Raw genomic sequence first — 18,602 nt, 5'->3', positions numbered from 1 at the left:
AGCGGCATGGCTGCCTACGGCACGGAATTGTCCGGTCTTCTGGAATTGCCGGTGGCCTGATATTGGCGCGGCGACAGCGACTGGCCGAGCCAGTTCAGCATTGTCATGACATCGAAGACCGGCAGCCCGGTCGCGGCTGCGATGGCGTGGGAGTGCGGGGGCAGATTGGTGCATTCGCACAGGATGGCGCCGATGTCGGGATGGATGGCAACCAGCGCCCTGGCGGCGGCTATGGTCTCGTCCTGAAAGATATCGAGATCGGCAGTGCAGGGCTGGTTTCCGTAATATCGTGCGAACAGGCTGTCCGCCGGCAGGCCCTGGATCGGGGTGTCCAGGGGGGCTCCGGCCGCTGCCAGATGTCGTTGTCCCAGGGCTTCGGCCGAGAAGGTGAGGATGCCCACGCGCTTGCCTTCGGGCAGGCCGATCTTGATCATCGGGATTTGCAGCAGGCTGCTGGTAAATACGGGGACGGGCAGCGCAGCGGCCAGTTCGCGTTGAAACAGCGCTAGAAAGCCGCAGCTTGTGGTTATGGCACGAGCCCCTTGCGCCACCAGTTCCAGGCCAGCGACGATGAACGGTTCCAGGAGCCCCTGGGGATCGCCAAAGACCACCTGGGCGGGGCGGGCCCCGTGCACGATCTGGAAGCGCACCGGCATGGACCAGCTTTTTGAATTGCCGATGTCGCCGGGATAGCGATGGAATTGTGTATCCAGCATCAGCACGCCGATGAATGGCGCATGATCGGGGTCGGCGCGGTCGAGCTCAGGGGACATCTTGGCCTGGGGAATGATCCTTCGGATAGAAAATGCCGCCAGGCAGTGCCTGCCTGACGGCATTCGTATCGGTGTCGTGCGCGGATTACTCCGAGAAGCTGTAGCCGGTGGGCAGGTCGCTGGCAGTGATGCCGAATGGTGCCAGGTTCTCGAGGAACATGGTCTGCACATTGCCGATGCGACGGTTGTAATTGGCCCAGGTCGATACGAAGGTCTTCCAGCGCTCATCGGAGCTGTAGTTCAGTGCGATGCTCGATGGCGTCGACAGGGTCGGCGTCGGGACGTTGACCTTGCCCAGGCTCGGGGTGCGCTTGGACATGACCAGGCCGTTGAACAGCGTATTGACCATGCCGTCGGCCTTGCCGGTGGTGGCCGCCACGATGGCCTCATCGCGGGTCTTGAAGCGCAGGATATTGGCGTCGGGCAGGAACTTGTAGGTGATCAGATCCTGCGACGAGCCGATATCGACAGCGAAGGTATAGTCCGGCGAATTCAGCTCGGCCCAGCTCTTGCCCGCGATATCCTCATCGGCGGAAATGATCACGAAGCTGTTGTAATAGGTCGGGTCCGAGAACATCACGGCCAGGGAGCGCTCTGCGGTAGCGGTTGCGGCAAAGGCCATGTCCACTTTGCCGCTCTGCACGTCGAGGATCGCATTGGCCCAGCTCGATTCAACGATCTCCAGCTCGACGTCGAGCACCTTGGCAATGTCGCTGGCCATGTCGATCACGAGGCCCGACCATTCATTGCTGCGCGGATCCTTGTTGAAATAGGGCGCCTCGTTGACGATCGCGGGAATCCGCAGCGTGCCCCGCGCACGGATGTCCTCAATGGTATCGGCAGCAGCAGGTGCTGCAAACACCGGCGCGGCAATCGCAGCCAGCCCCAGCACCTTGATGAAATTTTTAAGCATTAGTCCCTCCGACATTGGTTGTGCCCCGATCCACGTCCCTCGGACCGGGTTTGGGGAAGGCTAGCGTTTGCGCCACATTGAACAATGCTAGAGAAAGCCAATGCCTTAGTTTGTTTTTTGTAGGTGCCCCAGTCGGTGCCCCAGGTGCTACAACGCGACATAAGGCGGGGTATTCTCCGGGGGGCGATCCAGGACCGGGCCGGCAAGTTCGACCTGACATGTCTGGAACAGGGCGCTGACGCTGGGGTGGTTCTGCAGGAAACTGGCGCTCCCGAAATACACCCGCACCTCGGGCAGGTTGGACAGGCGCACGCTGGTAATGGTGTCGTCGTCGGGCTGGATGCACCAGGACGGAATGATCGAAAATCCCAGCCCCTTCTCGACGCAGCGCTTGACGCTGGAACTGCCTGACGTCGAGATTGCCGGCTGGATCACCGCCCCGTCGCGTCCGAGGAAATCGATGGCCAGATTGCGCAATGTCTGCCCCGGCTCGAAGGTGATGAAGGGGCGCCCGACCGCCCAGCCCGGAATATCGTCCTGTGCTGGCGGCGCCCCCCAGGCGGCGGGATAGACCAGGCTCAGGTGATAGCTGCCCAGCAGGCGCTGCGGCACCACCGGGTCGCCGAAATACCGCTCCGAGATGCAGACGTCCAGGCTGCCGTTCTTGACCATCTCGGCCAGCACCGTGTCGCGCTCATAGGCGGCCACTTCGAGCTCCGGAAAGCTCTCGCGAAAGCTCGCGAGCACGCTGGGGAACAGGTAGAAAAAGATGGCCTGCGGCATGCCCACGCGCAGGGACGAGCGCTGGCTTTCGACCAGCTTGGTCAGCCGCTCCAGCATGATGGAGAGTTCCGGGTTGAGCTGGTTGTACAGCGCCCGTCCATAGGGCGTCAGAGCGATTCGCTTGGCCCCCTGCTCGGATTCGATGAGCTGCCCCTTCAGCAATTGCTCGAGCCGCCGCACATGGTTCGATGCCGATTGATAGGAGAGGTTAAGCTCCCGCGCCGCCCCGGAAAATGAGCCGTGGCGGGCCACCTCGTAGAAGGTCTGAATCAGGGTGAGATTGATCTTGGACATTTGCCCCGGCTTCCATTTGCGGCGGCACATCACCGCGATTTTTCGGACAATGGACCATTCAGGGTCTCATCCTGCAATGCTGGCAGTGCATTTGCCGGTGGAAGGGTCTGTTCCGCGCCCGCAGCCTATTTTCTGCTGGCCGGCACACTCGATACAAATTTCGTCACTACCGAAGTCAGGGATATTGCATCGACGCGGCTAAGAGGCACGGGCCAGTATTTCGCCAGTTCATTTCAGCGACTGCCGGTCCGTGTAAATGGTTAGTACGTCTTCCTTGTCTGTCATCATTATTGGCTGCGGCATCGTCGGTGCCTCGACGGCGTATTTTCTGGCCAGGGCAGGCGTGCAGGTCGAGATCCTTGATGCCATCGAGCCAGCGGCGCAGGCCACCGGGTCTGCCGATGGCGCCGTGTCGGTGGCCAGCAAGCGTCCCGGCCCGGTGATGAATGCGGCACTGGCCGGTATTGCTCTCTATCGCGAATTGGCGGTTCAAGGCCTGTTCGAGGGTGCTTTCAAGTCGCGCTCGACCTTTGTCCTGGCATCGTCGCCGGTGGAGCGCGAGGTCCTTGAGGCTCATGCCGCGGTGCTGCGCAGCGTCGGGGTGCGGGTGGAAATGCTGACCAGCACTGACCTGCGTGCCCGCTTCGCGCCCCTGTCCGACGCAGTGATCATGGGCCTGGAAGTGTTCGATGAGGGGCATGCCATTGGCTATCAGATCGTGCACCGCCTGCTCTCGGCTGCGCCGGTCAATGTGCGCCGCAATTGCCGGGTCGAGAGCTTCCTGCGGGACGGCAATGGTCGGGTAACCGGGGTTGTCACCAATCACGGGCCGATGCTGGCCGATGCCGTCGTCGTGGCTTCGGGCAACGGTTCTGCCGACTTGCTGGGCATTCCCGACGTGCTCATTGCGCGCAAGGGCCAGCTGCTGGTGACCGAACGGGCGCCGGCACTCAATGCCGCCATGCCCGGCGCCATCATGTCCGGCCGGTATCTGATCAGCAAGGGCATGCAGGCTGGCACCGCCCTCGCCAGCGATCGTGGCTATGGCACTGTCGTTGATCCACTGGCGACAGGCCAGTTCCTCATCGGCGGCACCCGCGAAGACTCCGGGGAAAAGGCGACCAATGACGCCGAGGCCGTCGCCGAAGTGCTGCGCCGGGCGGTCGAGATGGTCCCGGGGCTGGCCGGGGTGCGGTTGCTGCGCGCGTTCGCAGGTATCCGTACGGCGGTCATCGACAGCAAGCCCCTGATCGGCCGGGTGCCCGATGCCGACAATGTCTATGTGGCCACCGGCTTTGAGGGCGATGGCATCTGCCTGGGGCCGGTCACCGGCAAGGCGATCAGCCAGCTGGTTCTGGATCGGTCGGTCGACCTCGACCTGGCTCCCTTCAGCCCGGCCCGCTTTGCCCAGCTGGGAGTTGCGGCATGACCGAGCGCAGCTTCTTGTGGAACGACCAGCCGATTGCATTCCGCGATGGTGAGAGCATTGCCGCGGCGCTTGCGGCAGCCAATGTGCGCGATCTCGGGCCCGATCTGCTTGGCCAGCCCGCTCGCTATTTCTGCGGCATCGGCGCCTGCCAGGCCTGCCTGGTGAGTGTGGATGGTGTGCTGCGTGAAGCCTGCCTCACGCCGGCGCGGGCCGGGTTGGCAATAACACCGGCGGGAGCACGCCATGTTTGATCGTGATGTTGTCGTTGTCGGCGGCGGCCCGGCCGGCATTGCCGCAGCCACCGCCCTGAGCCAGCGCGGTTTCGATGTCGAGCTGGTGGACCAGCGGGCCCAGCTGGGCGGCGCAATCTATCGCCAGCCCATCGCGGGCGCCCGGCCCGTCAAGCAGAGCAGGTTCGCAGCGCGCCGCTGGCAGCACCTGCACGCAGCAATCCAGCATGCTGCTGTCACTTACCGCTTTTCCAGCGTCTTTGTTGGGGTCGATGGCCACGGCAATACGCTGATAGAGGACCGCAATCAGGGGCGCCTGGTGTCGGTGCGGGCGCGGGCCGTGGTCATCGCCGTCGGTGCGGTCGAGAAAGTTATCCCCCGCCCCGGCTGGGACCTGCCGGGGGTCGTCACGGCCGGCGGCCTGCAGGTGATGATGAAGGAAACCGGCACCGCGCCCCAGGGGCGGGTGCTGCTGGCGGGCAATGGGCCATTGCTGATTGCAGTGGCGGCGCAGATGGCGGCACTGGGCAATGCGCCCGTGGCCATCATCGAGAGCGGCAATCCCATGGCAATCAACGGCAATGGCCTGGGACTGCTGCCCCACGCCGAACTGCTCGCCGATGCTCTCGGCTATCTCAGCGGTATCGTCCGCCACCGCATCAGCTGGCGGCGCGGCACCGAGCTCATCGCCCTCGACCGCGCCGGCAGCCAGCTCGCTGCCGAACTGCGCCATGCCGATGGCCGCCGCGAAACCCTGCTCATCGACCAGGTGGCGCTGCATGACGGCATTCGCTCCAACAATTTCGGCCTGCCCGCCGATCAGGCAGGCACCACAACAATGCCGTTCATCACCCGGGCCGGCGACTGCCGCGAGGCGCTCGGGGCGATCGCCTCGCAGCTCGATGGCATGCGCGCGGCCGCCGATGTGGCGGCCTATCTGAGCCGCAAGCCGAACGACGCTGCCGCCAGCCTGGACGGCATTGCCCGCCAGCGAGCGGCCCAGGCCGTTCTTGCCACGATGTTTGCGCCCATTGCCGGGCCGCCCCGGCTGACGGCTTTGCCCGACGAGACCATTGTGTGCCGTTGCGAGCGGCGCCGCCTGCAGGACCTCAAGTTATTGCTGGGGGGCACTGGAGCGCTCTCCGGCCGGGAAATCAAACACAATGGTCGCTTCACCATGGGGGCCTGCCAGGGACGTTTCTGCGCTGATAACAGCGCCCGCATTGCCTGCGAACTGAACCCGGGCAGTCCCCTTGTCGCTTCCGATCTCACGGGCAGCCGCTGGCCAGTGCGCCCGTTGCCCATCTCCGCGCTGCTCGGTGACGAGCCTGCGCATCACGACCAATCTGCGAGAGACCAATGAACCAGATCCATCACGCATCCCTTTCTTCGCGCATGAGCGTCATCAATCCGTTCAATGGCCAGCTGGTGGGTGAAGTGGGGCAGTCGAGCCCGGCCGATGTCGAAGCCGCGGTGGCGCGCGCCGCGCTTGCCCAGCGCGACTTCCGGCGCTCGACGCCCGCCATGCGGCGGGCTCTGCTCAACGCCCTGGCCGAACAGATCGCGCTCGACCAGGACAATCTGGCGCTGATCATTTCCAGCGAGATGGGCAAGACCATCCGCGAGGCCCGCAACGAGGTGCGCCGGGCCCAGAACACGCTGAAGCTCTCCGGCGACGCCGCGACCTTCCTTGATGGCGAGGCGGTGCACTGCGCCATCGTGGAAGGCGGAGCCGACAAGCTGGCGACCATTACCTATGAGCCGGTCGGCGTCATTGCTGCCATCACCCCATTCAACTATCCGCTCAACCTGCTCTGCCACAAGCTTGGGCCGGGCATTGCCGCGGGCAATGCGGTGGTGGCCAAGCCATCACCCAAGGCCCCGCTGGCGGCCGCCCGCCTGGTTGAGCTGGCGGCCAAGGCCGGCTTTCCCGAGGGCCTGTTCCAGATGGTGCATGGCGGTGCCGATATCGCCGTCGCCCTGGCCCGTTCGCCGATCAACCTGCTGTCCTTCACCGGCGGGACGGCCGGAGGCCTCGCCCTCAAGAATACCACCGGCCTGGTGCGCTGCCTGATGGAACTGGGCGGCAATGATCCGCTCTTCGTGTTCCCCGATGCCGACCTGGATCGTGCAGTCCAGACGGTTATCGGCCACCGCTTCGAGATCGCCGGCCAGAGCTGCGCTGCCGCCAAGAAACTGTACCTGCATCGCGATATCGAGGCGGTCTTCCTCGATAAGCTGGTCGCCGCCGTCAACGCCGTGAGCTTTGGCGATCCTGCGGCCGAGGCCACCGACATGGGCACGGTGATCGATCTCGCCGCCGCCCGGCAGGTTCAGGGCCGCGTCGATGCTTCCATCGCCCAGGGCGCGCGCCTCCTGGCTGGGGGTCAGCACGACGACACGCTGTTTCAGCCCACCATCCTTGCCGATATCGCGGCCGATGCACCCGTTATTGCCGAAGAGACGTTCGGGCCGATCATCGCTGCGCGCAGCTTCAGCGACGCGGCAGCCGTCATCGCCGAGGTCAATGCGGGGGCCTATGGCCTGCAGGCCGGGGTGTTCACCAATGATCACGCGCTGATCAAGACCTTCTCGCGCGATCTGATCGTGGGGGGGGTGATGATCAATGAAGGTCCCGATTTCCGGGCCGAACACGTTCCCTTTGGCGGTGTCAAAGGTAGCGGCCTGGGCCGTGAGGGTGTCCGCATCACCATCCGCGAAATGTCCGAAACCAAAGTGGTCATCGACTGAATGTCGATGAACTCCTGCGCGGTCATCGGAGGCGTCACATGAGAGTTGGAATAATGGGCGCCTCCGGGCGCGTCGGCCTGAAACTGGTCGAGGCGGTGCTGGCCGATCCCGGCCTGGAGCTGGCTGCGGCCTTTGTCTCCCCGCAATCGCGATTGCTGGGCACTCCGGTCGCCAATGGCAGCATCGAGTATCGGGTGGCCGATGCCGATTTCCGCAGCTATTGCGACGTGGTGATCGATTTCTCGAATCCGGCGGCCAGCCTGCAGCTGCAGGAGATATCGGCACGCCTTGCCCTGCCCATGGTTATCGGCACGACCGGCTTTACCCCCGCCCAGCAGGCCAGGCTTGAGGGGCATGCCCGTCACCGGGCGCTGTTGATCAGCCCCAACTTTGCCTTCGGCTTCGAGGCGTTCAAGCTCGCGGTCCTGCAGTTCGCCCGCCAGACCCCCAGCGCTGATCCCACCATCATCGAGACCTACCATATCAACAAGAAGGCCGAGCCGTCCGGCACCTCCCAGCAGCTGGCTGCGCTGATCCGGGAGGCCCGCCAGGCCGCCTCCACCGTCGCAATCGAGACACCCCATATCGTCGTCCAGCGCGAGGCCAATGTCGTGGGCGACACCATTGTCCGGTTCGATATGAGCGCCGGTGAAATGAGCTTCCGCTGCTCGGTTCAAACCATAGCAGCCTATGCCGAAGGCGCGCTTGCCGCTGCCCGCTGGCTTGTCGAATCAGGGGCACAGCGCGGGCGATTCAGCCTTGCCGACACCCTCACCCAACCAGGAGTACATTCATGACTGACTATCGAGCCCAGCTTGCCGGCGTGTTCACCGCACTCGTGACCCCCTTCAAGGGTGACGCCATCGACTATGATGCCTTCGACGCGTTGGTGGAGCGCCAGCTGGCAGCCGGCATTGCCGGCCTGGTGCCTGTCGGCACCACGGGCGAAGCCGCAACGCTCAGCGATGACGAAGCCGCAGAGCTGATCGCCCGCACCGTGCGCCTGGCCGCCGGTCGCGCCATCGTCATGGCCGGCGCCGGGGCCAATGATACGCGCACCGCCATTGCCAAGGCGCTTCGGGCCGAAGCGGCGGGCGCCGACATGTTGCTGGTCGTCACGCCCTACTACAACAAGCCCAGCCAGGCCGGGCTCATCGCCCACTACCAGGCCATTGCTGCCGCCACCTCCCTGCCCATCGTGCTCTACTCGGTGCCTGGCCGCTGCGGCGTCGAAATCGCGCCCGAGACCTGCAAGGCCATTCTCGATAGCTGCGCCAATGTCGTGGCAATCAAGGAGGCCGGCGGGTCGGTCGAACGGGTGACCAAGCTTCGCCTGTGCTGTGGTGATCGCCTGGTGATCCACTCCGGCGACGACGGCCTGACCGTGCCGTTCCTGTCCGCTGGCGCAGTGGGCGTGACCAGCGTTGTTTCCAACTATGCGCCCGCCGCGATGGTCGCCCTGGTCAGGGCCTGGCAGTCAGGGGATACGGAACGCGCCCTGATGCTGCACGAACAGCTGTCGGAGCTGACGGCGGCCATGTTCATCGAGGCCAATCCCGGCCCGGTCAAAGCCGCTCTCGCCCATCTGGGTCTGGCCTCGGCAGATATGCGCCTGCCCATGGTGGCAATGTCGGAGGCGAACTGGCTATCGCTGGCGCACACGCTGGGTCGTTTCGAGGCCAGCTTTCAAGAAATTCGCTAAGCGGCGCGCATTGGTTTGCATTGTTCCCTTGGATGGGCTGCTTAACAATCACCGTCGCCGACCTCGGTTTGTGGCATTCCGTCGGATCGGAGTGACGGCGCGCCGCAGCTCGGACCGCGAGCACAGAACAAGAAAAGGAGGGACCTAAGCGTTGACATACACTTGGGATTTCCACTCAATCTGGCAGAATTTCGACCTCTTTTGGTTCGGTCTCCAGGTCACGGTGTTATACACTGTCGGCTCAATTGTATTCGGCGTGTTGATCGGCATAGCCACCTGCGCCGCCCGGCTTTCGCGCTGGCGTTTTCTGGGCTATTTCGCCCGTCTGTATCAGGAGCTTTTCCGCTGCACGCCATTGCTGGTGCAATTGCTGTGGTTCTACTACGCGTTCCCGTTGCTGGTTGGCGTCAATGTCGACAACCACTTCGCCGCGATGCTGACGCTGTCGCTTTATGTCGGCGCGTTCTATGCCGAGATTTTCCGCGGCGGCATTATCTCGATCGACCGGGGGCAACAGGAGGCGGCTGCCGCCATCGGCATGAGCCCGAGCCAGGCGATGTGGCGTATCATTGCGCCCCAGGCCATCAAGCGGATGCTGCCGTCTTTCATCAACCAGTCGGTTATCCAGTTCAAGAACACCTCACTCATCTCGGTCCTGTCCGTCGCTGACCTCGCCTATATGGCGGCGGTGGTGAACGGCCAGACCTACCGTCCGCTCGAGTCCTACACCGTGATGGCGCTGCTCTATCTGGCGATCCTGGTGCCTGTGACCCAGCTTGCGGACTTGCTCGAAAAGAGGATGCGCACCAGTGACTGACCTCGCCCGGACCAATGATGCGGCCTTTACCGGCCCAGTGCTGCAAGCGGTAAACCTGTCCAAGAACTTCCAGAAGCTGCAGGTGTTCCAGAATCTCAGCCTCGACCTGCAGCGCGGGGAGGTGGTGGCCCTGATCGGGCCCTCGGGATCGGGCAAATCCACGTTTCTGCGCTGCCTCAACATGATGGAAACCCCATCCAGCGGCCAGGTGCTCTACCAGGGCGCCTCCGTCATCCCCAGTTTTCGCGACCGGGGTGATCAGATCGGCATCGGCACGTTGCGGCGCAATGTCGGCATGGTGTTTCAGCACTTCAACCTGTTTCCGCACATGACCGTGCTGCAGAACGTGTGTGAGGGCCCGATCAGCGTCAAGCGCATGCCCAAGGCCGAAGCGCAGGCCCTTGGCATGCACTTCCTGGGCCTGGTTGGCCTCGCAGAAAAGCATGACAGCTATCCCAGCAAGCTCTCGGGCGGACAGAAGCAGCGTGTGGCCATTGCCCGGGCGCTGGCGATGCAGCCGGGCGTTCTCCTGCTTGATGAAGTCACCAGCGCCCTGGACCCTGAGCTCGTCGGCGAAGTGCTCGATGTTATCCGCACCCTTGCCCGCGAGGGTATCACCATGGCCATCGTGACGCATGAGATGGCCTTTGCCGCCGATGTGTCCAGCCGTGTGCTGTTCCTCGACAAGGGCCGCATCGCCGCGGAAGGCAGCCCGGACGAGATTATCTTCAATCCGTCGGACGAACGGCTGAGCAACTTCGTTTCTCGCACTAGGAATTGAGCCAGATGACATTCAAGGTGACTATCGTTGGCGCTGGTCTGATCGGCACCATGTTGGCGCGCGATCTCTCGGCAGCTGGCGCCTATCAGGTCACCTTGGTCGATCTGTCCGAGGAGGCTCTGGACAAGGCGCGGGCAGAGGGCGTCAAGGCGCAGCTGGCCAGCTATTCGCAGGCGGAGGAGCTGTTCGCTCTGCTGGAGGACCAGGACCTCTGCGTGTCGGCCGTGCCCAATCGCTCGACCGTGCAGATTGCCGAAATCGCCACCAGAGCCAATGTGCACTTCCTCGATTTTTCCAAACCGAACGAGAAGGTGACCCGCAGCCTTGCGGCGTTGGCGGCCCAGCGCAGTGTGATGCTGGGCTGCGGTCTCTCGCCCGGTCTGGTGGAAAATCTTGCCCTGAGCTTGCTGGCCGAGACCCCGCTGCCGGGGGATTTGACCATTCGCGTTGGCGTGCTGCCCCGGTTCCGGGTGGACCGGCTCGGCTATGGCGTGAGTTGGAACCTCGACAGCGCCATCGACGAATATGTGCATCCCGCCCTGGCACTCCGGGGTGGGCTCGTTCAGGAAATCGCGTCGATGGAACAGCACGAAACTCTCACGCTGGATGGCGTGGCGCTCGAGGCCTTCACCACGTCCGGTGGCGTCGGCGATGTCGCTGCGTTCCAGCGCCTCGGCATCAAGAATTTCACCTTCAAGACCCTGCGCTATCCGGGGCATCTCGACTACATGCAGTTCCTGCTGCACGATCTGAACCTGTGCAATCGGCGTGACCTGCTGCGCTCAATGCTGGGAACCAGCCTCACGCGGATCGAGGATGACGTCGTGACCATCTACATCACGACCCGGGGAACTGCCCCCGATGGTCGCCCGGTGGAGAAGTCGCTCTATAAATGCGTGAAGGCGAGCCCGGCGCTCAATCGTGGCAGTGCCCTGGCGCAGCTCTCTTCCCGCTATGCGGCAGCCCTGATTGGCCGGCTGGCCAACCGGGACCTGCCCATGTCCGGCTTCATCGACCACACCGCGCTGGCCGACCTTGGGGCAAGCAGCATTCACGATCTTTGAGCGTCCAAAGACGCCACGCGAACGCTGTCTGGCGGCCCGTTGGCGCGGCTCCATTCAGAACTGGCTACATTGCCTAATTCGAGCCCCTGACCCGACCCTGTTGGCCGGTCAGGCATCGGCCAGGTTCCTTCGGCTTCGCCCTCGAAAAACGGGCCAGAAGCCGAGGCCCAAATTATTGCAGCAACGGGCGCGCCGCCTATCGATAGCAACATCCGGCAAGCGACCAAGCGTTTCGGCACCGATCGCCTTGACACCATGATATCGCGCAGATAAACGTTTAACTCACAGTGAAACGTTTAACTCGGGCGGCGCGAATGTCGAAAGTCACAATCAGGGAGGTCGCCGAAATGGCAGGCGTCTCTATTGCGACCGTCTCCAATGTGTTTTCGGGGCGCAAGGTCGTCACCCCGGAACTATCGGCGCGGGTGAACGATGCGGCCCGGGCATTGTCGTATCAGGTGGATCGGGCGGCCTCACAGCTCAAGTCTGGCCGTGCCCAGGTCGTCGGTGTGCTGGTTCCCAATTTCAACGATACGTTCTTCACCTCGCTGGTGTCGCGCATCGAGCAATTGGCTGCCGCAGTCGCCTATCAGGTCATCGTTGTGTCGTCGCAGGATGACGAGGCGGTAGAGGCTGCGCGTCTCGATGCACTGATGGGCTGGCGCCCTTCGGGCATTATCGCAGTGCCGGCAACCAATACTGTGCCGCAGTTGTTGCGGCGCGAATTCGCCAATCTGCCGATCATCCTTGTCGACCGTGTTGGGCAAGATGATCTGGCGGTCGACACGGTTACCGTGGACAACCACGCAGCAGGCTGGGAAGCGGCGCAGCATCTGCTCGACTGTGGGCACCGCTCCATTGCCATTGCGTCCTCGGTCAGCGCCTTCCGCCCGATTCAGGATCGTATCCGCGGCGTGGCGGATTGTTGCGCGGCCCGTGGGGTGCCGGCGCCGCGGGTCATCGAGGTTGGTATCAACCACGAGTCCGGCGCCGAGATTCTGGGCGAGTGGCTCAATGCCAACCAGCACCCGACCGCCATTATCGCGATGACCAACGTGACCACGCTTGCGGCGCTGTCAGCCCTGGCGCGCGGGTCCCTCGAAATACCCGATGCCATCTCGCTGATCGGCTTCGACGATTACACCTGGATGACGGCGCGCAAGGTGCCGCTGACGGCGGTTCGCCAGCCGATAGATCAGATCGCAGACAGGACATGGGCCCGCCTGATGTCCCGCATTCAAGGTTCAGCAGAACTGCCGGAGAGCATTGTGCTGGCTGCGACCCTGCAGGTGCGCAGCTCGGTCGCCCGGCTGGCCTGACGACGTGACGTATTTGCCGCCTGTGGGAGCAGGCGGTCGGAGGAAAGAATGAAGACTTCTCGAATGTGGCAGATGGTGCCGCTGCTGGCCCCGGTACAGCTGCTGTTGCTCAGCGTGATCGTCATCCCGTCGGTCTACGTGATCTGGCTGAGTTTCCACACATCCACGTTCGGGCAAAGCGCCAGCTTCGTTGGCTGGGAAAACTATGTCCGGGTGCTGACCGATCCGGGCTTTCACAATGCGCTGTGGAACACCGTCGTCCTCGTCGTCGTTGCCGTGCATCTGGAGATGCTGATCGCGCTCGGCATGGCGCTGCTGTTCAACTCTGGCCTGTGGTTTCGCCGCATTCTCTTTGTGGCGGTCCTGGCGCCTTACGCTGTTTCAGAAGTCGTCGGCGTCGCCATGTGGCGGTTTCTGTTCGATCCTGATGTGGGGCCGGTCTCCAACCTGCTGACGGCGCTACACCTGCCGCTGCTGGAGTGGTCCTATGAGCCGTCGCACGCGATGATCATGATCGCCATCCTGACGATCTGGATGCATCTGCCCTTTACCTTCGTCATCATCTACGCCGCGCGCCTGGCCTTGCCGTCCGATCTCTACGAGGCCGCCCGTATTGACGGCGCGACGCCGCTGCAGAGTTTCCGCCGGGTCACCATGCCTCTGCTTGGACCGGCCATCCTGGTCGCGCTGCTGTTCCGCTACATTTTCGCCTTCCGGCTGTTTTCCGAAGTCTGGCTGCTGACCGGCGGCGGACCGGCGCGGACCACCGAGGTGGTCGCTGTCTATCTCTACCAGGAAGCCTTCACCTTCAGCGCCTTTGGTCCGGCGGCCGCGACCGCCTGGATCATGGTCATCGTCTCGATGCTGTTGGCATCGGGCTACATCTACCTTCTTCGTCGGCAGGTGCGAAATGCGGGCTGAACGGATCCTCGTCAATGCGGGCAAAACCCTGGCAGTGCTGTTGCTGCTGGTGTGGTCCCTGTTTCCAATCGTTTTCATCATCACATCGTCGTTCAAGCCGGGCCGCGAGATCTTCGCCGTCCCGCCGCAATGGCTGTTTGAGCCGACCTTCGACCACTACATCACCCTGTGGCAGCGTTGGGCCGTGTTCTTCCACGGGCTGCTGAACTCGACCATCGTCACCATTGGTGCCGCGGCGCTGGCGGTGGTGGCTTCAACCTGCGCTGGCTACGTCTATTCGCGCTATTCCAGCCGCTGGCTGGGGGCGTCACTGCTGTCGCTGATCGCCATCCGGCTTATCCCGCCGATTGTCGTCACGCTGCCGTTGTTTCCGATCGTCAACAATCTGGGCCTGGCCGACACCCACTTCATTCTGTCGGTGCTCTACGCCACCTTCTTCGTCTCGCTCGGTACGGTGTTGATGCGCACTTTTGTCGACCAGATACCGCGCGAACTGGATGAGGCCGCCTCGATGGACGGGGCGACGCTACCGGTCATTCTGTGGCGGATCATCATGCCCCTCGCGGCGCCCGGCATCATCGCCGTTGCGGTGTTCGTGGTGGTGTTCGCCTGGAACGAATTTCTCTTCGCCTTCATCTTTACCAGCACCAAGGCCAAGACCGCGCCGCTGGTGATCTCCGAGATGATTGGTTCGATCGAAGGGGTGGATTGGGGTGTGCTGTTTGCCGCTTCGACCATCCAGCTGCTGCCCGTCCTGATCTTCGTCATGCTGATGAACCGCTACCTGGTGGCGGGCCTGACGGCCGGAGCGACGAAGGGCTGATCCAATACCTGGCGCCAGTCAGGCTGAACTGAAGTCAAAATTCCATGGGAGGAAACTATGTCTGAATCCAACGCATTCCGTCTCACGCGGCGTCATTTCCTGGGCACAGTGGCCGGCGGTATCGCCTTGATGGCAGCCGGGCCCAGCTTTGCCCAATCCAAGACCCTGCAGGTGCTGAGCCACCGGGTACATCAGACCTCGCTGGGCGAAGGGGACAAAGACCTGTTGGCCGACTGGAAGCAGGACCACGATACCGATGTGGTGTTCACCACACTCGACTCCAATCCCCTGATGGATCGGCTCTTCCGTGAAGCCAGCCTGGCGCAGACCGATTTTTCGGTCGGCTACATGGTCGACAATCGTCCCACCAGCGACAATGCCAAGCTGTTCGAGTCACTGCAGGAATATCAGGACAAGGACCCGATCGAGGCGTTTGACGATATCGCCGCCGGCCTGGTGCGCGGCATGACCATCGACGGCCGTCTCATCGGCATCCCGGTCCGCACGGCGACGCAGGGCCTGTTCTACAACGAGGAATTGCTGGCCGAAGCTGGATTTGACGCGCCCCCGACGACGCTTGAGGAACTGGTCGCACAGACGATCGCCATCAGCGAACACGGCAAGGCCACCGGCATGATCCTGGCTTCGGATCTGGCGGTGTTCCCGGTGATGTTTGCGCGCGCCTTTGGCGGCGATTTCATCAATAGCGACTTCGAGCTGCTGCCCGATCCGGCGGCGATGGAGTCGGCCCTGACAGTGCTGGCTGACATGTTCCAGAAAGGGGCGCTACCCCGCTCCTATGCGACCAATAAGGGCGAGGAGCTGCTGACCTGGATGCAGCAGGGTCGCGCCGCCTTCTGCGTGCTGCCCTTCGCCCGCGCAGCCCAGCTCAATGACCCCGCAGTCTCCAACTATGCCGGCAAGATCAAGGCCATCGGCTTCCCCATCTCCGAAACGCTCAAGGGCAAGGCCGAAATGTCGGCAGTGGTCGAAGCCTGGGCAATGACCATCCCGGCCAACGCGGTCGACAAGGATCTGGCCTGGCAGTTCATCAAGGAAGTTTCCTCCAAGAAGAACACCCTGGGCATGGCGCTCAATGGCAATGGGCCGGCACGCGTGTCGACCTTCCTTGAGCCGGAACTGACTGCCAAGAATGCGCTGGCTGAGATCGAGTCCCAGGTGTTGTCCAATGCGCGTGGTGCCTTCCCGCCCTTCGCCGAGGCCGCCCGCGCCCAGCAGATCTTCATCGAGGAAGTCCAGCTCGCCGTGCTGGGGCGCAAATCGCCCCAGGACGCAGTCGCTGCCATGCAGACGCGCATCCAGCCGCTGCTGCCGGCGTAACCACCTCCATGAGGGGCGGCACCGGCCGTCCCTCATCCCATCGTCTTCACCCCAGTCTTAAGCTCACGCACCCAGGATCCAGATCATGGACACCCCCCAGACCTTTACCGAACCCGCCCGCGAACTCGAAGTCAGCGCTGAATACGATGTTCTCGTTGTGGGCGGTGGCCCCGCTGGTCTGACGGCGGCTCTGGCTGCGGCCGAAGACGGCCTCAAGGTCGGCCTGCTTGAAAGCCGCAGTTTTGTCGGCGGCAACATGACCATCGGCCTGCCGGTGCTGGGTTTCCTGGGCCAGAAGGGCAATCAGGTCATCTATGGCCTGCCGCAGAAGTTCATCGATCGCCTGAAGGTTCGGGATGCCGCTTCCGAGCACCGTCCTTGCCCATTGCATATGGGCATCACCCTGGTCGAGCCCGAGGCGGTCAAGACCGTGGGCCTCGAAATGCTCACCGAGGCCGGTGTCGACGTCGTGTTCTATACCTTCGTCGCTGGCGTCATCATGAGCGATGACGGCTCGGCCATTCGTGGCGTGATCACCGAAAGCAAGAGCGGCCGCAGCGTCGTGGTGGCCAAGGTGGTGATCGACTGCACCGGCGATGCCGATGTCGCCTACCGCGCCGGCGTCGCCACCGAAAAGGGCAATGAACATGGCGGCATGCAGCCACCGACCCTGATGTTCTGCCTGTCCAATGTCGACACCGAAAAGCTGCGGACGTCGATTGCGGTCGAGAAGCGCACCTATCTGACCGACTTCATTCCGGCTGAATATTTCGGCCAGAACCACCAGTTCATCGTTGTCGGCCTGCGCGAGCTGATTGCCAGGGCGCGGACCGAACGCAATCTCGAAATCCCCAATGAGCGGACGATCATCATCACCGGCCTGAAAAAGGGCGAGGTGTGGATCAACATGACTCGGGTCACCGGGACGGATGGCACCGATGCCCGCTCGCTGACCAATGGCGAGATCGTCGCGCGGCGCCAGATCGATGACATTGTCGAATATCTTGTCAATTACGTACCCGGTTTTGAAGAGGCTCATTTCACCAAGACTGCGCCGTTTCTGGGCATTCGGGAAACCCGCCGCATTGTCGGCCGCTACACGATGAACGAGCAGGACGTGCTGGGCTGCCGGCATTTTGAGGACGCCATCGCGGTGGCCTCCTATCCGATCGATATCCATCGCCCTGGCGACGAGGGATGCACGCTGATCTGGTGCGGCGATTGCTACGACATTCCCTACCGCTCGCTGCTGCCGGCCAATATCGAAAACCTCATCGTTGCCGGCCGGTCGATCTCGGCGACGCACGAAGCCATGGGCGCGATCCGCGTCATGGCGACCTGCATGGCCATGGGCGAAGCTGCCGGCCGCGCCGCTGGCCTTGCCGTGACCGAGGGCATCCTGCCATCGGAGGTCGATATCCACGCCCTGCGCCGCAAGCTGCTCGACAACGGCGCCTATCTGCGCGGCCTGGAAGGTGAGCGGCTGACGCCCGAAACCGAAGACGTCTCGGTCCCGGCCTGAGACATAGCCGCGTAGGCATTGCGGCCTGCAGCGATGCAGGTTGCCTCTATGCGACATGGAGAGAATGATGGCTCGATTGAAACTGAGCGGCGTAAAGAAGGACTTCGGCGGGGTCGAAGTCATCAAGGGTGTGGACCTCGATATCGAGGATGGCGAGTTCGTGGTTTTTGTCGGCCCGTCGGGTTGCGGTAAATCCACGCTTCTGCGCCTGATTGCCGGGCTGGAAGAAATTTCCGGCGGCCAGCTGGAGATCGATGGCAGGGTCAGCAATGACGTGCCGTCGCGTGACCGTGGCATTGCCATGGTCTTCCAGTCCTATGCGCTCTACCCGCACCTGACCGTGGCCGAGAATATGGGGTTCAGTCTCTCCCTGCGGAAGACGCCCAAGGCGGAGATCGACAGGAGCGTCCTGCAGGCTGCGACCATCCTCAAGCTGGAACACCTGCTGGACCGTAAGCCGAGCCAGCTCTCTGGCGGGCAAAGGCAGCGTGTTGCCATCGGCCGGGCCATCGTCCGGGAGCCCTCGATCTTCCTGTTCGATGAGCCGCTCTCCAACCTGGACGCCGCGCTGCGCATGGAGACGCGCACCGAGATCGCCAAGCTGCACCGGGATCTGGCGGCGACGATGATCTACGTCACGCACGATCAGGTGGAGGCCATGACCCTGGCCGACAAGATCGTCGTGCTCAAGGGCGGCGTCGTCCAGCAGGTCGGCGCGCCGATGGAGCTCTACCGCAATCCTTGCAACGCCTTCGTCGCCGGGTTCATCGGCTCACCCAGAATGAACCTGCTGAAGGTGGATGTGACATCCGTCGAAGACGGCAAGGCGCGCCTTGCCCAGCCCGGCCTCGAACACCTCGTCGTTCCGGCTGGCCGGGTTACGGCGCCTGGCAAGGCGCTGCTTGGCGTGCGTCCGCAGACGCTGACCCTCAATCCCGGGCAACATCAGGTAAGCGGGACGGTGACGCTGGTCGAACGCATGGGCCCGGAGACGGTGATCAGCATCCGGCTGGCCGATGGCTCGTCGCTTCTGGCGGTCTTGCCGGGCGATGTCGAGCAGGCACTCGATGCCAATGTCTCATTCTCCTTCGCCGATACCGATGTTCGCCTCTTCCCGGCCAGCGACTTAGAAAACTAGG

18 protein-coding genes are annotated in these 18,602 nt (G+C 63.1%); 15 read left to right on the top strand and 3 right to left on the bottom strand.

Annotated features, from left to right (window positions below; all coding sequences use genetic code 11):
• Nucleotides 1-14: 14 nt before the first annotated feature.
• The 3 genes from BUA69_RS11495 to BUA69_RS11485 all read right to left on the bottom strand — a co-directional run bounded on the left by BUA69_RS11495 (nucleotide 15) and on the right by BUA69_RS11485 (nucleotide 2,763).
• Nucleotides 15-773 (bottom strand): aspartate/glutamate racemase family protein, encoded by a 759-nt coding sequence (locus tag BUA69_RS11495; RefSeq protein ID WP_046136593.1) that lies wholly within the window; start codon nucleotides 771-773, stop codon nucleotides 15-17.
• 85 nt (nucleotides 774-858) lie between these two features.
• A complete protein-coding gene (locus BUA69_RS11490) occupies nucleotides 859-1,686 on the bottom strand; it encodes a transporter substrate-binding domain-containing protein (protein ID WP_046136592.1) in 828 nt (275 codons plus the stop codon).
• Between the two features lie 147 nt (nucleotides 1,687-1,833).
• Nucleotides 1,834-2,763, bottom strand: a complete 930-nt coding sequence (locus tag BUA69_RS11485) for a LysR family transcriptional regulator (protein ID WP_046136591.1) — start codon at nucleotides 2,761-2,763, stop codon at nucleotides 1,834-1,836.
• Between the two features lie 274 nt (nucleotides 2,764-3,037).
• Here BUA69_RS11485 and BUA69_RS11480 point away from each other — a divergent pair, with 274 nt between their 5' ends.
• The 15 genes from BUA69_RS11480 to BUA69_RS11410 all read left to right on the top strand — a co-directional run bounded on the left by BUA69_RS11480 (nucleotide 3,038) and on the right by BUA69_RS11410 (nucleotide 18,601).
• On the top strand, nucleotides 3,038-4,192 hold the full coding sequence (locus BUA69_RS11480; RefSeq protein ID WP_244468803.1) for an NAD(P)/FAD-dependent oxidoreductase: 1,155 nt from the start codon (nucleotides 3,038-3,040) through the stop codon (nucleotides 4,190-4,192).
• A complete protein-coding gene (locus BUA69_RS11475; RefSeq protein WP_046136589.1) occupies nucleotides 4,189-4,443 on the top strand; it encodes a 2Fe-2S iron-sulfur cluster-binding protein in 255 nt (84 codons plus the stop codon). The genes BUA69_RS11480 and BUA69_RS11475 overlap by 4 nt, the downstream gene beginning before the upstream one ends.
• Nucleotides 4,436-5,785: an FAD-dependent oxidoreductase gene (locus BUA69_RS11470; RefSeq protein WP_046136588.1), complete on the top strand. Its 1,350-nt coding sequence runs from the start codon at nucleotides 4,436-4,438 to the stop codon at nucleotides 5,783-5,785. Before BUA69_RS11475 ends, BUA69_RS11470 begins: the two co-directional genes overlap by 8 nt.
• Nucleotides 5,782-7,173, top strand: a complete 1,392-nt coding sequence (locus tag BUA69_RS11465) for an aldehyde dehydrogenase family protein (protein ID WP_046136587.1) — start codon at nucleotides 5,782-5,784, stop codon at nucleotides 7,171-7,173. The genes BUA69_RS11470 and BUA69_RS11465 overlap by 4 nt, the downstream gene beginning before the upstream one ends.
• Before the next feature lie 38 nt (nucleotides 7,174-7,211).
• Nucleotides 7,212-7,970 (top strand): 4-hydroxy-tetrahydrodipicolinate reductase, encoded by a 759-nt coding sequence (gene dapB / locus BUA69_RS11460; protein WP_046136586.1) that lies wholly within the window; start codon nucleotides 7,212-7,214, stop codon nucleotides 7,968-7,970.
• The gene (gene dapA, locus BUA69_RS11455; RefSeq protein WP_046136585.1) at nucleotides 7,967-8,875 is read left to right on the top strand and encodes a 4-hydroxy-tetrahydrodipicolinate synthase; all 909 of its coding nucleotides are present in this window, start codon (nucleotides 7,967-7,969) and stop codon (nucleotides 8,873-8,875) included. Before dapB ends, dapA begins: the two co-directional genes overlap by 4 nt.
• Nucleotides 8,876-9,026: 151 nt before the next feature.
• Nucleotides 9,027-9,692 carry an amino acid ABC transporter permease gene (locus tag BUA69_RS11450; RefSeq protein ID WP_046136584.1) on the top strand — a complete coding sequence of 222 codons (666 nt, stop codon included), beginning with the start codon at nucleotides 9,027-9,029 and terminating at the stop codon, nucleotides 9,690-9,692.
• On the top strand, nucleotides 9,685-10,473 hold the full coding sequence (locus BUA69_RS11445) for an amino acid ABC transporter ATP-binding protein (RefSeq protein ID WP_425283958.1): 789 nt from the start codon (nucleotides 9,685-9,687) through the stop codon (nucleotides 10,471-10,473). Before BUA69_RS11450 ends, BUA69_RS11445 begins: the two co-directional genes overlap by 8 nt.
• Nucleotides 10,474-10,478: 5 nt before the next feature.
• The gene (locus BUA69_RS11440) at nucleotides 10,479-11,537 is read left to right on the top strand and encodes a saccharopine dehydrogenase family protein (RefSeq protein ID WP_046136583.1); all 1,059 of its coding nucleotides are present in this window, start codon (nucleotides 10,479-10,481) and stop codon (nucleotides 11,535-11,537) included.
• Nucleotides 11,538-11,851: 314 nt separating this feature from the next.
• Entirely contained in the window at nucleotides 11,852-12,856 is a 1,005-nt protein-coding gene (locus tag BUA69_RS11435) for a LacI family DNA-binding transcriptional regulator (RefSeq protein ID WP_046136582.1), read from the top strand.
• Nucleotides 12,857-12,904: 48 nt separating this feature from the next.
• On the top strand, nucleotides 12,905-13,777 hold the full coding sequence (locus BUA69_RS11430; RefSeq protein WP_046136581.1) for a carbohydrate ABC transporter permease: 873 nt from the start codon (nucleotides 12,905-12,907) through the stop codon (nucleotides 13,775-13,777).
• Nucleotides 13,767-14,600, top strand: coding sequence for a carbohydrate ABC transporter permease (locus tag BUA69_RS11425; protein ID WP_046136580.1), 834 nt, complete (start codon nucleotides 13,767-13,769; stop codon nucleotides 14,598-14,600). Before BUA69_RS11430 ends, BUA69_RS11425 begins: the two co-directional genes overlap by 11 nt.
• A 57-nt stretch (nucleotides 14,601-14,657) precedes the next feature.
• Nucleotides 14,658-15,941, top strand: a complete 1,284-nt coding sequence (locus BUA69_RS11420; protein WP_046136579.1) for an ABC transporter substrate-binding protein — start codon at nucleotides 14,658-14,660, stop codon at nucleotides 15,939-15,941.
• A gap of 85 nt (nucleotides 15,942-16,026) precedes the next feature.
• On the top strand, nucleotides 16,027-17,463 hold the full coding sequence (locus tag BUA69_RS11415; protein ID WP_046136578.1) for an FAD-dependent oxidoreductase: 1,437 nt from the start codon (nucleotides 16,027-16,029) through the stop codon (nucleotides 17,461-17,463).
• 67 nt (nucleotides 17,464-17,530) lie between these two features.
• Nucleotides 17,531-18,601, top strand: coding sequence for an ABC transporter ATP-binding protein (locus BUA69_RS11410; protein ID WP_046136577.1), 1,071 nt, complete (start codon nucleotides 17,531-17,533; stop codon nucleotides 18,599-18,601).
• Nucleotide 18,602: the final 1 nt, after the last annotated feature.

This window comes from Devosia limi DSM 17137, assembly GCF_900128975.1.
Taxonomy (GTDB): domain Bacteria; phylum Pseudomonadota; class Alphaproteobacteria; order Rhizobiales; family Devosiaceae; genus Devosia; species Devosia limi.
The sequence above is the reverse complement of the archived record's forward strand: the minus strand, read 5'-3'. Positions and strand labels throughout refer to the sequence as shown.